13 protein-coding genes are annotated in these 14361 nt (G+C 58.7%); 7 read left to right on the top strand and 6 right to left on the bottom strand.

The annotated features are described in order from the left end of the window. From ACR0C3_RS13790 to ACR0C3_RS13810, 5 genes are all read right to left on the bottom strand, one after another. The gene (locus ACR0C3_RS13790) at nucleotides 1–522 is read right to left on the bottom strand and encodes a thioesterase family protein (protein WP_480758947.1); all 522 of its coding nucleotides are present in this window, start codon (nucleotides 520–522) and stop codon (nucleotides 1–3) included. A gap of 11 nt (nucleotides 523–533) precedes the next feature. After that, nucleotides 534–1319 carry a cyclase family protein gene (locus ACR0C3_RS13795; protein ID WP_170691092.1) on the bottom strand — a complete coding sequence of 262 codons (786 nt, stop codon included), beginning with the start codon at nucleotides 1317–1319 and terminating at the stop codon, nucleotides 534–536. Between the two features lie 111 nt (nucleotides 1320–1430). Further along, entirely contained in the window at nucleotides 1431–4217 is a 2787-nt protein-coding gene (gene fdhF / locus ACR0C3_RS13800; protein ID WP_480758948.1) for a formate dehydrogenase subunit alpha, read from the bottom strand. A gap of 14 nt (nucleotides 4218–4231) precedes the next feature. Beyond that, on the bottom strand, nucleotides 4232–5935 hold the full coding sequence (locus ACR0C3_RS13805; RefSeq protein ID WP_480758949.1) for an NAD(P)H-dependent oxidoreductase subunit E: 1704 nt from the start codon (nucleotides 5933–5935) through the stop codon (nucleotides 4232–4234). A gap of 85 nt (nucleotides 5936–6020) precedes the next feature. Further along, nucleotides 6021–6902: a LysR family transcriptional regulator gene (locus ACR0C3_RS13810; RefSeq protein ID WP_480759076.1), complete on the bottom strand. Its 882-nt coding sequence runs from the start codon at nucleotides 6900–6902 to the stop codon at nucleotides 6021–6023. 159 nt (nucleotides 6903–7061) lie between these two features. Between ACR0C3_RS13810 and ACR0C3_RS13815 the strand changes: the two genes are divergently transcribed. Continuing rightward, a complete protein-coding gene (locus tag ACR0C3_RS13815) occupies nucleotides 7062–7418 on the top strand; it encodes a YybH family protein (RefSeq protein ID WP_480758951.1) in 357 nt (118 codons plus the stop codon). A 22-nt stretch (nucleotides 7419–7440) separates the two neighbouring features. Here ACR0C3_RS13815 and ychF read toward each other — a convergent pair whose 3' ends face one another. Beyond that, a complete protein-coding gene (ychF, locus tag ACR0C3_RS13820) occupies nucleotides 7441–8538 on the bottom strand; it encodes a redox-regulated ATPase YchF (RefSeq protein ID WP_480758952.1) in 1098 nt (365 codons plus the stop codon). 199 nt (nucleotides 8539–8737) lie between these two features. On the opposite strand from ychF, the gene ACR0C3_RS13825 reads away from it, so the two are divergent. The 6 genes from ACR0C3_RS13825 (at nucleotide 8738) to ACR0C3_RS13850 (ending at nucleotide 14353) form a co-directional block, all read left to right on the top strand. Next, a complete protein-coding gene (locus ACR0C3_RS13825; RefSeq protein WP_170640459.1) occupies nucleotides 8738–9226 on the top strand; it encodes an acyloxyacyl hydrolase in 489 nt (162 codons plus the stop codon). Nucleotides 9227–9305: 79 nt separating this feature from the next. Next, the gene (trpA, locus tag ACR0C3_RS13830; RefSeq protein ID WP_480758953.1) at nucleotides 9306–10097 is read left to right on the top strand and encodes a tryptophan synthase subunit alpha; all 792 of its coding nucleotides are present in this window, start codon (nucleotides 9306–9308) and stop codon (nucleotides 10095–10097) included. A gap of 133 nt (nucleotides 10098–10230) precedes the next feature. Next, nucleotides 10231–11397, top strand: a complete 1167-nt coding sequence (locus tag ACR0C3_RS13835; protein WP_480758954.1) for an alpha-hydroxy acid oxidase — start codon at nucleotides 10231–10233, stop codon at nucleotides 11395–11397. A gap of 236 nt (nucleotides 11398–11633) precedes the next feature. Next, the gene (locus ACR0C3_RS13840) at nucleotides 11634–12287 is read left to right on the top strand and encodes a 50S ribosomal protein L25/general stress protein Ctc (RefSeq protein WP_170472082.1); all 654 of its coding nucleotides are present in this window, start codon (nucleotides 11634–11636) and stop codon (nucleotides 12285–12287) included. A 137-nt stretch (nucleotides 12288–12424) separates the two neighbouring features. After that, complete coding sequence (pth, locus tag ACR0C3_RS13845) at nucleotides 12425–13108, top strand: aminoacyl-tRNA hydrolase (RefSeq protein ID WP_480758955.1); 684 nt, start codon at nucleotides 12425–12427, stop codon at nucleotides 13106–13108. Between the two features lie 81 nt (nucleotides 13109–13189). After that, nucleotides 13190–14353 (top strand): serine hydrolase domain-containing protein, encoded by a 1164-nt coding sequence (locus ACR0C3_RS13850; protein ID WP_480758956.1) that lies wholly within the window; start codon nucleotides 13190–13192, stop codon nucleotides 14351–14353. Nucleotides 14354–14361: the final 8 nt, after the last annotated feature.

Raw genomic sequence — 14361 nt, forward strand, 5'->3', positions numbered from 1 at the left:
CTACTTTCGGCGAATACCAATCGGTTGGCCGATTTGTGGTGCCAGAGGAAGCGCCTTGTGATCGGCGACCATCCTCGCCAGCCGCCTGACCGCCCAATCCGGGTAAGGCGCAGACCGCCCCGTCGCGTGGCTAACATTTATAAACAGTACCTCTTGCGTGGCACACACCGTTTCATCCGGCATTGAGACCATCTGCCCGAAATAGTGCCCTCGTTTCTGATCTGCATCCAGCAGCCGAAACCGAAAGTGGATCGTCATGTCCGGGGTGACCTCAATCAGGAACTGCATATGCGATTGCAGCACATAAGGCCCCTGCCCCATCGCAGCGACCTGTGGCTCACCCAGACCCAGATGATCGACCAGCAGACGTTCAAAGGCCATGTCGAACGCCACGCCATAGTAGCCGACATTCATATGCCCGTTGTAGTCGATCCAGTCCGGCTGCAAGGCAAAGCCGTGGATTTCAACCGGTGCATCATACGGGCCATCTTGGCCGCCAAGGGGTTGTGTATCTTGCGACATGTTGGTGATTTTCACTCCTCGGGGTCCTCAAAGATCGCGACAGCGCGGATGAATCCGGCTGACGCGCCTTTGATCTTGAAGGGAAAACAAGAAATCTCAAACCCCGTCGCGGGCAAAGTTTCGAGATTGGTTAGTTTCTCCATGTGGCAATAGCCGATCTCCATCGAGGCGCGGTGCCCCTCCCAGATGATCGAGGCATCTTTGGTTTCCGCATATTCCTGTGCGGTCAACGGGAAGGGCGCGTCCCAACTCCAGGCATCCGTGCCTGTGACGCGCACGCCGCGTTCTGTCAGATAAAGGGTTGCTTCGCGCCCCATACCGCAGCCCTTCATCAGATAGTCGGGCTGGCCATATTGCGTCCCGGCAGAGGTGTTGACGACCACGATATCCAACGGTTTCAGCGTATGGCCGATCCGTTTCAGCTCGGCCTCGACATCCGCTGCTGTGACCACGTAACCATCCTCGAAATCGCGAAAATCTAGTTTAACGCCGGGATTCATGCACCACTCCAGCGGCACCTCATCGATGGTGATCGCCCGCTCACCTTTGTCCATTGTGGAATGATGATGATAGGGCGCGTCTAGATGGGTCCCGTTATGGGTCGCGATTTGCAATCGCTCGATAGCCCAACCCTCTCCGCCAGGTAGGTCATCCTTTTGCAGGCCGGGAAAGAACGACATGACCTGCTCTGCAGTCTGGTCATGGGTCATGTACTCGATCTCAGGCAGCATGATCGGCGGGTCCGACACGATCCCGGTTTCCAGCGGAACGGACAAATCGACGAAACGGCGTGGCATCGGCAACTCCATCATGAATGACGGTGACAGGGTTGGCCGCGTGTAAGCCGCTGTCAAGACGCGAAAAAGGCGACCCAATGGGCCGCCTTTTCCGAGCGTCTGGAATGGAGTTTACTCTGCCGCGATGGCGTCTTCGATCTTTTCGACCCGGATTGCCGAGAACTTGAACTCGGGGATTTTGCCATAGGGGTCGATGGCCGAGTTGGTCAGGATATTCGCCGCGGCCTCGACATAGGCAAACGGGATGAACACCATATCTTCGGCAATCGCACGGTCGGCACGAACCATGATCTCGATCGAGCCACGACGTGTGGTCAAGCGGATCATCTCGCCCGGTTCTATCCCCATCAGTTTCAGCGTCCGCGGGTTCATCGAGCAGTTCGCCTCTGGCTCAACCGCGTCCAAAACCTTGGCGCGACGGGTCATCGACCCAGTGTGCCAATGCTCCAGCTGACGACCAGTGGTTGCGATCATCGGGTATTTGTCATCCGGAGCCTCATCCGGCGGGATGACGCTGGCCGGGGTAAACCGGGCCTTGCCGTCCGCACGTGGGAAACCGTCACCGAACACGATCGCCTGACCCGGGTCTGTCTCGGACAGGGACGGATAGGTGATGGTCTCGGTCTCAAGACGCTCCCACGTGATGTTGTTGAGCGAGTTCATCGTCAGCTTCATCTCGTTGAACACCTGAGACACGTCGGTGTAGTCCCAGTTCAGCCCAATCCGCTGCCCAAGTTCGACGGTGATCTTCCAATCCTCACGCGCTTCACCCGGAGGGGTCACGGCCGGACGCACACGCTGCACCTGACGGTTGGTGTTCGACACGGTGCCGTTCTTCTCATAGAGCGCCGAGGCAGGCAGGATGATGTCGGCATAGTTCGCCGTCTCCGTCAGGAAGATATCCTGCACGATCATCAGCTCCAACTTGGCCAGAGCATCGCGGGCGTGACCAACATCGGGGTCGGACATGGCCGGGTTTTCGCCCTGGATATACATCCCCTTGATGTTGCCCGCATAGGCCTGATCAATGATCTCGGTGACGGTCAGGCCCTTCTCGTTCGAGAAGTCACGCTCGTCATTCCAAACACTGTTGAACTTGGCTCGAATGTCATCGTCCATGACCGACTGATAGTCCGGCAGGAACATCGGGATCAGACCGGCGTCCGAGGCCCCCTGCACGTTGTTCTGACCCCGCAGAGGGTGCAGACCCGCGCCGGGTTTGCCCACATTGCCGGTCATCAACGCAAGGCTGATCAGGCAACGAGAGTTGTCGGTCCCGTGAATGTGCTGGCTGACGCCCATACCCCAGAAGATCAGGCCGGCCTTGGCCTGCGCAAAGGTGCGCGCGACGCGGCGTAGCTGCTCGGGTTCGATGCCACAGATCGGCGACATCGCCTCGGGAGTGAACTGGCGCAGATGCTCTTTCTCGGCTTCCCAGTTCTCGGTCCAGCGGTGGATATACTGGCTGTCATACAGCTCTTCCTCGACGATCACATTCATGATCGCGTTGAGCATCGAGACATCGGCCCCCGGACGGAACTGTAGCATTTCGTCGGCGAACTTGCGCATACCAACACCGCGCGGGTCCATAACGATCAGCTTGCCACCGCGTTTGGCGAACTGCTTGAAGTAGGTCGCCGCGACGGGGTGGTTCTCGATCGGATTCGAGCCGATGATGATCGCCACATCTGCGTTTTCGATCTCGTTGAAAGTCGCGGTCACCGCGCCCGAGCCCACGTTTTCGATCAGGGCCGCAACCGACGAGGCGTGGCACAGACGGGTGCAGTGATCGACGTTGTTGTGGCGGAAGCCCTGACGGATGAACTTCTGGAACAGATATGCTTCTTCGTTGGTGCATTTGGCCGAGCCAAAGCCCGCGACGCTGCGCGGGTCTTCTTCGCGCAGGGCCATCAGCTTGGTGGCGGCCAGATCCATCGCCTCTTCCCAGGTCGCTTCGTGGAAATGGGTCGACAGATTGCCCGGATCGACGTTCAGACCCTTTTCAGGCGCGTCTTCACGACGGATCAGCGGCGTGGTCAGGCGGTGCGGGTGGTGGATGTAGTCGAAACCAAACCGGCCTTTGACACACAAACGGCCTTCGTTTGCGGGGCCGTTGATGCCCTCGACATATTTAACCTTACCGTCCTTGACCTTCAGCGAGACCTTGCAGCCCACACCGCAGAACGGGCAGACGCTTTCGGTCTCAGAGTCGTAGTCCTTGCTGTCACCCTTTTGTTGGTCGTCCAGCACAGTAGCGGGCATCAGTGCGCCGGTGGGACAAGCCTGAACACACTCACCACAGGCCACACAGGTCGAATCGCCCATCGGGTCGTTCTGGTCGAACACCACCTGAGCCGTATGGCCACGACCGGCCATGCCAATCACGTCATTCACCTGCACTTCACGGCAGGCACGGACGCAGAGGTTGCAGTTGATACACGCGTCCAGATTGACACGCATCGCAACGTGGCTGTCATCCAGCAGCGGGATCTTTTCAGCCTCTTTCGCCGGGAAACGGCTCTCGCTGACACCGTTCAGCTTGGCCATGTCCCAGAAATGGCTGGAGGTGTCATGGGCTTCTTCGGGCTGATCGGCAACCAGCAGTTCCATAACCATGGCGCGCGATTTCTCGGCCCGGTCGCTGTCGGTCTTGACGACCATACCGTCTGCGGCAGGGCGGATGCACGAGGCGACCAGCGTGCGCTCGCCTTCCACCTCAACCATACAGGCGCGGCAGTTGCCGTCCGGGCGATAACCCGGCTGCGGCTTGTGGCACAGGTGCGGGATGGTGAACCCCTGGCCCTTGGCGGCTTCCCAGATGGTCCACCCCTCGGGCACGGTGACATCTTCGCCGTTCAGGTTGAAGGTGACGGTCTTGGTTGGGCTTGCGTCTAGCATGGCTCTGTCTCCCCTCAGATTTCGTCAGCGAAGTGTTTCATGACAAGGCGGATCGGGTTCGGAGCAGCCTGCCCCAGACCGCAGATCGAGGCGTCGCCCATGACCTGACACAGATCTTCCAGCAGATCAGTGTCCCACTTGTCGGCTTGCATCAGTTTCACCGCCTTTTCGCAGCCGGCACGGCAGGGCGTACACTGGCCACAGCTTTCATCTTCGAAGAAGCGCAGCATGTTCAGCGCCGCATCGCGGGCGGTGTCCTGATCGGACAGAACCACTACGGCCGCCGAGCCGATGAAGGTGCCATGCGGTTGCAGCGTGTCGAAGTCCAACGGGATATCATCCATCGACGCAGGCAGCAGGCCCGAGGATGGACCGCCCGGCTGGTACGCTTTGAACGTCTGCCCTTCGGCCATGCCACCGGCAGCTTCAATCACATCCAAAATGGTCGAGCCAGCGGGCAGGAGGTATACACCCGGCTTCGCCACACGACCCGAGATCGAGTAGCTGCGCAGGCCCTTGCGGCCATTCTTTTCAACCGAACTCAGGATCTGCGGCCCTTCGCGGCAGATTTTCGAGACCCAATACAGCGTCTCAACGTTGTGAACCAAGGTCGGGCGGTTGAACACACCGACCTGCGCCACGAACGGAGGACGGTGGCGGGGCAGGCCCTTCTTGCCTTCGATCGACTCGATCATCGCGGATTCTTCACCGCAGATGTAGGCACCAGCACCCCGGCGCAGGTCGATGTAGCCTTCTTCGACAATCCCTGCCTGCTCCAACGCAGCAATCTCGCGACGCAGGATTTCCAGCACGGCGGGGTATTCGTCGCGCATGTAGATGAAGCAGGTCTCGGCCTCGACGGCCCATGCGGCGATCAGCATACCTTCCAGGAAGACATGCGGCGTGCGTTCCAGATAGTAGCGATCTTTGAATGTGCCGGGCTCGCCCTCATCGCCGTTCACGGCCAGATAGCGCGGGCCTTCATTCATGCGAACAAAGCCCCATTTCTTGCCCGACGGGAAGCCCGCACCGCCCAGACCACGCAGGCCCGAGGACAGAACGTCTTCCTGCACCTTCTCCCAATCGCCGCCGTCGCGCAGCTCTTTCAGTTTGGCGTAGCCGCCTTCGGCCTCATAGGTCGCGAAGGTTTCGTAGTCAGGCAGATGCGCATGGGTATCATCGGCAGCAATTGCAGCCTGCACCTTTTCGGGGGTCGCATGGTCGATATGGTTGTGACCGATCTCAAGCACCGGGGCGGTATCGCAGCGGCCCATGCAAGGGGCGCGGACAACACGAACCTCGGACGGGTCCAGACCGTCCTCAAGCGCTTTTTGCAATTGCTGGGCGCCGGCCATCTCGCAGGACAGGGAATCACAGACGCGGATCGTCAACGCCGGAGGAGGCGTCTCACCCTCTTTCACCACATCGAAATGGGCATAGAAGGTCGCGGTTTCATAGATCTCTGCCTGACCGATGCGAATCTCGACCGCCAAGGCGGCGATGTGGTCGGCGCTGATATGGCCGTGCGCATCCTGAATCAAATGTAGAAATTCGATCAGCAGATCGCGGCGGCGCGGGCGATCCCCCAACAGGCGCGCAATCTCCGCCTGTGCCTCATCCGTGAACTGACGGCCTTTGGGCGTGTGCCGCCCTTTGCCTTTACCTGACTTCCAAACGCCCTTGGGTACGCCTGATGGCTTGGTATCTAATGGTGCCATGATGCCCTCCGATTGAGGCTCCGTGTCTCATCAGAGGAGGATATCGTCAAATCGTCTTACACAATCGCACGATAACGACACCTTATCACCGCAAAGACGTCACAACCGCCCTCAGGGCCTCGACCGTTGGCAATTCCGGATCTCGGATCAGGGTCGCCAGGCAAATCGGTTTGCTGACCACGGGGTCAATCAAGGGAAGCACTTTGGTCCCCTTCAGATCGCCCAGAGATCGCAGCAGAACACGCGGAACCACAGTGGCCGCCAACCCCTCACGCGCCATCACCATCGAGGCGGTAAAGCCGCTGGTTTCGGCCACCACATCCGGGTGCAGCCCCTGATCCAGAAAGATCCGATCCAGAATACGCCGGTTCTGCATCTGCGGAACCAGCAGGCTGAGGGGGAAATCAGCGACCTTGGCCCAAGGGATCGGGCCGGTGTCCTCGACCATATGCGCAGGGGCCAGTAGGACATAGGTTTCCTCATAGAGAGGCTGCACCTGCCGCAGATCGGTGCCGATACTGTCGCCATAAGTCACGCCCGCATCCAGGCTGCCTTCGTCCAACCGATGCTGAATGGCCGAGGCTGACATGGTCTCGATCCGGGTCACGATCCGCGGATGCGCCTGACGCAAATGCTTCGTGAGCCGCCCAGTAAAAGCGATGGCGGTCGGGATCACACCCAGCATCAACGTTCCGGTGATCTCACCCTTTGCGGCCTGCACCTGCTGCTCCAGCGCTTTGGCATCATCCAGAATGCGCCGCGCGCGCAGGACGATCATCTCACCCTCTTCGGTCAGACCCTGAAACCGGTTGGCACGCCGGACAATCGAGACACCCAGCCGGTCTTCAAGATTGCGGATGCGCATCGAGAAGGCAGGCTGGGAAATCCCGCATTCCTCAGCCGCTTTGGCAAAATGCCGATGCCGCGCGAGGGCACTGAGGAGTTGGAGGTCTCGGATTTCGATCATGCGCTGGTCGTCCACTTTGAGGCTCAGGGTCGCTCAAGCCGTTGTAGCCTAAAGAAAGAGCGCCGTCTGCTCGTCCGTCGATGGGACGGAATTGCGTTGTTGTCGCGCAGGTTCACGGAGACTTATATTGAAAAGGATTGCAAATTGGCGAGGTTCAAAATGGAAGCCAAAGACCTTTTTCAACAGGTGTTTGACGGATACGTTCAAAGTTACCGGTCCAAGGATGCAGCAGGATGTGCGTCGTACTTTACGGACAATGCGGAACTCTATTCGCCTTATGGCCCCGCAGCTATCGGTCGGCCAGCAATCGAGACGACGCATGAGGAGTGGGTTGAAGAAGAAGGCGAGGACAAAGCAATCGAGGTCCTGCAAGCGGATGCTGAAGGCCGCTTTGGCTGGTGTCTCGCTCGCTTTAGTGAAGGAAGTGCCGCCAGCGGCACATCCCTAAACGTTTTGTATCAACAGGCAGATGGCAAGTGGTTGATCGCCCAGTGCAGCTTGAACGAAGCGCTTTGAAAACCTACCGTGACCTACTGACTTACGTGTTGAAAAGGAAGTGCATCACATCGCCATCTTTGACGATGTATCCCTTGCCCTCAGCCCGCATCTTTCCGGCCTCTTTCGCGCCCTGCTCGCCGTTGGCGGCGACGTAGTCGTCATAGGCAATTGTCTCGGCGCGGATGAAGCCTTTTTCGAAATCCCCATGGATGACACCTGCGGCCTGCGGCGCGGCGGTACCCGTACGGATGGTCCAGGCGCGGGCCTCTTTCGGGCCTACAGTGAAATAGGTTTCCAGCCTGAGCAGGTCGTACCCAGCGCGGATCAGACGGTCGAGACCGGGTTCTTCCAGACCCATCTCGCCCAGGAACATCTCGGCTTCGTCCTCTTCCAACAGGCTGATCTCTTCTTCGATCTTGGCGCTGATGATGACGTGCGCGTTGCCTTGCGCGGCGGCCATTTCGGCCACCTTGGCCGAGTATTCGTTGCCCTCGGCGGCTTCTTCCTCGGACACGTTGCAGACGTAGAGCACAGGCTTTGTCGTCAGAAGCTGTAGCATCTTCCAGGCCTTGGCATCTTCGTCCGAGACCTCAACCAGACGCGCGGGCTTGCCGTTTTCCAGCATCTCCTGCGCCTCAGCCAGCAGACGGTCCTGCTGCTGCGCCTCTTTGTCATTGCCCTTCAGCTTGCGCACCAGATTGGCGCGGCGCTTTTCGATGCTTTCCAGATCAGCCAGCATCAGTTCGGTCTCGATCGTGTCAGCGTCGGCCACCGGATCGACCCGGCCGTCCACATGGGTCACATCGCCGTCTTCGAAACAGCGCAGCACATGGGCGATGGCGTCGGTCTCGCGGATATTGGCAAGAAACTGGTTGCCCAGCCCTTCACCTTTCGAGGCCCCTTTCACCAGACCGGCGATATCCACAAAGGTCATCCGCGTCGGGATGATTTGTTTTGAGGCAGCGATCGCCGCCAACTTGTCCAACCTGTCATCAGGAACGGCCACGTCGCCCACATTGGGTTCGATGGTGCAGAACGGGAAATTCGCGGCCTGGGCGGCTGCGGTTTTGGTCAGCGCGTTGAAGAGGGTCGACTTGCCCACATTCGGCAAACCCACGATTCCCATTTTAAAGCCCATGACGGTCTCCTGATGCTTTTCGCGGCTGCTTCTAGGCGGGTCGGGGTGAATGCGCAAGCCAATGTGGGTGATGGGCGCCCTTCACCCTCACGCTGGTCTCACGGTTTTGTTCCACTGTTGTGTTCTTGGGCGCATTGAAAAGAGGCCGTTGGAATAAGCACGTGAAAAGGAACATCGAAGACCAAACGGAAATGTTCCTATGAAGAAAATCCTCGCTTTGTCGGCTGTTCTGGCCATATGCGCCGGCATGGCACATGCCCAGTCCATTATTCTAGGGGCTGGTTTCGCAGATTTCTCGGACAGCGACTCGGACGATCATGCGCTTATCGCGCTGGAATATCAGCACCGCCCGTTTCGTCAGGCGACCCGGTTCAGCGTTGGGTGGGGCGCAGCCCTGTCGATCGACGAAGCGGGCGATACCCATATCGGCGTGGGTCTGGTTGGTCTCTATTCTCTGAACGATCGCTGGTTTCTGGAAGGCAGCGTCATGCCCGGCTACTTTTCCGAGGCCGATGAGCTGAACGATCTCGGCGGTAGCTTTCAGATCCGCAGCCTTTTTGGGGTGGGATACACACTGGACAATGGAAACAAGGTGTCGATGGCCATCACCCACAAATCCAACGCCAGCACGCAAGAGGATAATCCGGGCGTCAACGCCCTGCTTTTCCGCTATCACTTCGCGTTCTGAGAGTTTGCGGCCGCGGCGGGATTGATTTTCGGCAAAACTTTCTGCACATCAGGTCCGAACCTGACTGCAAGGACATGCCATGACCCGTATCGACGCCAAGTTTGCCGCTCTGAAAGCCGAGGGGAAAAAGGCCTTTGTCGCCTATGTGATGGCAGGCGACCCAGACTATGAAACCTCGCTTGAGGTTGTCAAAGGGCTGCCCGGCGCGGGGGTGGATGTGATCGAGCTTGGCCTGCCCTTCACCGACCCGATGGCAGATGGGCCGACAATCCAGCTTGCAGGTCAGCGCGCCTTGGATGGCGGTATGACCCTGCAGCGCACGCTGGATCTGGCGCGCACATTCCGGGAAACCGATGACACGACCCCGATTGTTCTGATGGGCTACTACAATCCGATCTACAACCGTGGCGTCGATGCGTTTCTGGAAGAGGCCAAAGCTGCGGGCATCGACGGCTTAATCGTCGTCGATCTGCCGCCCGAAGAAGACGAGGAGCTTTGCCTGCCCGCCCAAGCCGCGGGTCTGAACTTCATCCGCCTCGCGACACCAACCACCGACGACAAACGCCTGCCGCGCGTGCTGCAGAACACCTCGGGCTTTGTTTATTACGTCTCGATCACCGGAATCACCGGAGCGGCGGAGGCGCAGGCCACCAATGTCGGCCCTGAAGTCGCCCGGATCAAATCCGCCACCGACCTGCCGGTCATCGTTGGCTTTGGCATCAACACGCCAGAGAAATCGCAGGCCATCGCCTCAGTCGCGGATGGGGCGGTTGTTGGGTCGGCCATCGTCAGCCAGATCGGCGCGGGCAAGCCAGTGTCCGAGGTACTGGATTTCGTGAAGTCCCTCGCGGATGGTGCCCATTCTGCGTAAGCCTCGACGATCAGGTTGCTTTTAAGACGCGGCTGACCTGGAACAGCCGCGTTTTTTGATTGCGCGATAGCGTTGCGAAACTGCCCTCTGGCCGGTTACACAGTTCGGGTCAACTTAAGGAAGGTTCCCGAACATGCCCGTGATTACGACGATTGAAGACCTGCGCCGGATCTACGAACGCCGTGTGCCGCGCATGTTCTACGACTATGCGGAAAGCGGCAGTTGGACCGAGCAGACCTTTCGCGAAAACAGCTCGGATTTCGAGAAAATCCGCCTGCGCCAAAGGGTGGCCGTTGATATGGCAGGCCGGTCGACCGCGTCGCAGATGATTGGTGAGGACGTGGCGCTTCCGGTTGCGCTTGCGCCTGTCGGCTTGACTGGCATGCAACACGCGGACGGGGAAATGAAGGCCGCCAAAGCTGCCGAGGAATTCGGCGTTCCTTTCACTCTTTCCACAATGTCGATCAACTCAATCGAAGATGTGGCGGAATACACAAACAAACCGTTTTGGTTTCAGCTCTACACGATGAAGGACGAAGACTACGTCAGCCGCCTGATCCAGCGGGCCAAGGATGCCAAGTGCTCTGCACTCGTGATTACGCTGGATCTGCAGATTCTGGGTCAACGCCACAAAGACCTGAAGAACGGCCTTTCTGCCCCGCCGAAACTCACACCCAAAACCATCGCCAACCTGATGACGAAATGGTCGTGGGGAATCGAAATGCTGCAAGCCAAGCGGCGTGAGTTTGGCAACATCGTTGGCCATGTCGAAGGTATCTCTGACGCCTCATCGCTGGGCGCGTGGACGGCTGAGCAATTCGACCCCAGCCTCGACTGGACAAAGGTCGAAAAGCTGATGGAGCAATGGGGCGGCAGAGTGATTCTGAAAGGCATACTCGACGCCGAAGATGCCAAGATGGCCGCCAAACTCGGCGCGGACGCCATCATTGTGTCGAATCACGGGGGCCGGCAACTGGACGGTGCGCTGAGTTCGATCCGCATTCTGCCCGAGATCATGGACGCTGTCGGCGGCGATGTCGAAGTGCATCTGGACAGCGGCATCCGCTCGGGTCAGGACGTCCTCAAGGCTTTGGCGTTGGGGGCAAAGGGCACCTATATCGGCCGCGCTTTCGTCTACGGACTGGGCGCGATGGGTCAATCTGGCGTGACGACCGCCTTGGACGTCATACAGAAGGAGCTTGATACCACAATGGCCCTGTGCGGCGAACGCAATGTTGCAGATCTGGGTCGCCACAACCTGCTCGTACCCGAAGATTTCGGCGGTCGCTGGCAAAGCTGAACCGTCCCAGGGGGCGCTACCCCCCACCGCCCCTGAAGGGGCGACTCCCCCGAGGTATATTTGAACAGAAGTAGCAACGGGCGCTTCGCATCTTCTTCTGTTTGAAAATACCTCGGAGCGCGAGGCAGCGCCTCGCAAAATACTACTTTCCAAACCGTAAGAAACAAGCTAAGGACGCGGCTTCACGCGGGCATACAGCCTTGGAGGATGCCCGCCCTAACATTGGAGAATATATCATGGCTGGAGAGATTCCTGATCTCGTAGCTCTGGAACGTACGGGGACAGGCAAGGGCGCCGCTCGTCAGACCCGCCGCGAAGGCATGGTTCCGGGCGTTGTATTTGGTGGCGACAAAGATCCGCTGGCAATCAAGATCCCGTTCAACGAACTGTTCAAGCGCCTGAAAGCAGGCCGGTTCAAGTCGACCCTGTGGAACCTGAAGGTTGAAGGCCACGAAGACGTACGCGTCATCTGCCGTGACGTTCAGCGTGACGTCGTCAAAGACCTGCCGACCCACCTGGACCTGATGCGCCTGCGTCGGACCACCAAGATCGCGCTGTTCATCCCGGTTGAGTTCGTCAACGAAGAAGCGGCCCCCGGCATCAAGAAGGGCGGCGTTCTGACCGTTGTCCGTCCGGAAGTCGAACTGATGTGCACCGCTGGCGACATTCCTGAAAAGATCACTGTTGATCTTACAGGCATGGAGATCAACGACGTTGTCACTATCTCGTCGGTTGACCTGCCCGCAGGCACTAAGCCGACCATCGACCGTGACTTCGTGATCGCCAACGTTTCGGCACCGACCGGTCTGTCGACCAGCGACGACGAAGAAGGCGAAGAAGTGGCCGCAGACGAAGTTGAAGTCGTCGGCCAGGAAGAAGCTGAAGAATAAATCCGAACTCGAATTGTCGAATTGTGAAACGGGGCCTAATATCGGGCCCCGTTTTCTTTTGGCACCGGGCTAGAAAACGGATGCCATTTCATGCCATCACCCCTCTGCGCTGAAGGCATGCGAAAGAGGATTGTGGCATGAAGCTATTTGTCGGATTGGGGAACCCGGGATCGAAATATGCCCGCAACCGGCACAATATCGGCTTCATGGCGCTGGACCGAATTGCCGATGATCATGGTTTTGGCCCATGGAAATCCAAATTTCAGGCCGAGATTGCCGAGGGGCGTCTTGGGCACGAAAAGGTGCTTCTGATCAAGCCGCAGACCTTCATGAATCGCTCGGGTCAATCCGTGGGCGAGGCGATGCGGTTCTACAAGCTCGACTCAACCGACGTGACCGTTTTCCACGACGAATTGGACCTTGCGCCCGGCAAAGTGCGGGTCAAGGCGGGCGGCGGCCATGCTGGGCACAATGGGCTGCGATCCATTCATGAGCATATCAGCCCGGCCTATGATCGGGTGCGTTTGGGCATCGGACATCCCGGGCGGAAAGAGATGGTCTCGCCCTATGTTCTGGGTGACTTTGCCAAAGCCGATGGGGACTGGCTAGAAGACGTACTGCGCGGCGTTGCAGACGGTGCGGGCCATCTTGCGGATGGTGACGGCGGCAAGTTCATGAATGCGGTGGCTTTGCGTACTGCGCCGCCCCGCTCTTCCACCTCGCCAACGCCCGAAAAATCGGCCCCAAAACCTGAGGCGAAGCCTGTGCCCGAAGAAGACAACCGCTCGGCCATGCAAAAGCTTTTGGACAAGTTCAAATAACCTACGCCCTTGGTGCCGTAAGGTCTTGATTGCGGAATGCGGCGTCTCGCGCTCCTATACCAACCGAGAGGGAGGCATTTCATGAAAGCTCTGTTCAAATGGGTGTTGCGGATCACTCTGGCACTGGTCCTGGCCGCAGTGCTTGTTGGCGTCTGGAAACGCGAAGAAATTCAACGCCTCTTGGCCGTGAACTCTCTGTTTTCCGAAGAGAAAATCGTCCAGAATTTCTCTCACATGGATGAGGCTTTCCTAACCGCCAATCTGCCCCGAGGCAACGGCCCGACGTGGGAGCTGCCTTACGGCCCCGGTTTTGACCTGCCCGAAGGGACCGATGACTGGATTGAGGATCGCGCGGTCACCTCACTTCTGGTGATGCAGGACGGTCAGATCAGGTTCGAAGAATACTATCTGGGGACAGGTCCCGACGACCGTCGCATCTCATGGTCGGTGGCCAAAAGCTATCTTTCGGCGCTTCTAGGGATTCTGCTGGACGAAGGCGCGATCACATCGCTGGACGATCCGGTGGTGAAATACGCGTCCAACCTGACCGGCAGCGCCTATGAGACCGCCTCGATCCGAAATGTGCTGAACATGGCCAGCGGGGTGGTCTTTGATGAGGACTATTTTGACCCGAACTCCGACATCAACCGGATGGGCCGCGTTTTGGCCCTCGGAGGTGAGTTGGATGATTTCACCATAGCGCTTCAGGACAGCTTCATCGTACCCGGAGAGAGCTGGCAATATGTGTCGATCGACACCCATGTCATCGGCATGGTGATCCGGGGCGCCACAGGGCGCAGCGTCACGGAGCTGATGACCGAGAAGATCGTGCAGCCCTTGGGATTGGAGCGCGACGGCTACTATGTCACCGACGGGGCTGGCGTGGCTTTTGTGCTGGGTGGTCTGAACTTCACCACGCGCGACTTTGCGCGCTTCGGCCAAGTGATCCTGCAAGGCGGAGAGCATGACGGCGAGCAGCTCGTACCCGCTGAATGGATCAGGGAATCGACCTGGCCAAGCGCCCCGACCGAGCCGGGAAAAATCGGCTACGGCTATCAGTGGTGGATCCCCATTGGAGCGCATGAAGGAGAATTTCTGGCCCGCGGGGTCTATGGGCAATATATGTATTTCGACCAGCCTCGTGGCGTTCTGATCATGACAACCGGTGCGGATCGCAAATTCCGTGATCCGGGTGTCAACGAACAGAATGTCGAAATGTTCCGCAGTATTGCGCAAAGCCTTTAGGGGGAGCC

The sequence above is a fragment of the Ruegeria sp. CK3 genome (genome assembly GCF_056536565.1).

Coding starts and splice junctions, on each gene's coding strand:
- ACR0C3_RS13790 (WP_480758947.1), bottom strand. CDS start 522: ATGTCGCAAGATACACAACCCCTTGGCGGCCAAGATGGCCCGTATGAT.
- ACR0C3_RS13795 (WP_170691092.1), bottom strand. CDS start 1,319: ATGCCACGCCGTTTCGTCGATTTGTCCGTTCCGCTGGAAACCGGGATC.
- fdhF (WP_480758948.1), bottom strand. CDS start 4,217: ATGCTAGACGCAAGCCCAACCAAGACCGTCACCTTCAACCTGAACGGC.
- ACR0C3_RS13805 (WP_480758949.1), bottom strand. CDS start 5,935: ATGGCACCATTAGATACCAAGCCATCAGGCGTACCCAAGGGCGTTTGG.
- ACR0C3_RS13810 (WP_480759076.1), bottom strand. CDS start 6,902: ATGATCGAAATCCGAGACCTCCAACTCCTCAGTGCCCTCGCGCGGCAT.
- ACR0C3_RS13815 (WP_480758951.1), top strand. CDS start 7,062: ATGGAAGCCAAAGACCTTTTTCAACAGGTGTTTGACGGATACGTTCAA.
- ychF (WP_480758952.1), bottom strand. CDS start 8,538: ATGGGCTTTAAAATGGGAATCGTGGGTTTGCCGAATGTGGGCAAGTCG.
- ACR0C3_RS13825 (WP_170640459.1), top strand. CDS start 8,738: ATGAAGAAAATCCTCGCTTTGTCGGCTGTTCTGGCCATATGCGCCGGC.
- trpA (WP_480758953.1), top strand. CDS start 9,306: ATGACCCGTATCGACGCCAAGTTTGCCGCTCTGAAAGCCGAGGGGAAA.
- ACR0C3_RS13835 (WP_480758954.1), top strand. CDS start 10,231: ATGCCCGTGATTACGACGATTGAAGACCTGCGCCGGATCTACGAACGC.
- ACR0C3_RS13840 (WP_170472082.1), top strand. CDS start 11,634: ATGGCTGGAGAGATTCCTGATCTCGTAGCTCTGGAACGTACGGGGACA.
- pth (WP_480758955.1), top strand. CDS start 12,425: ATGAAGCTATTTGTCGGATTGGGGAACCCGGGATCGAAATATGCCCGC.
- ACR0C3_RS13850 (WP_480758956.1), top strand. CDS start 13,190: ATGAAAGCTCTGTTCAAATGGGTGTTGCGGATCACTCTGGCACTGGTC.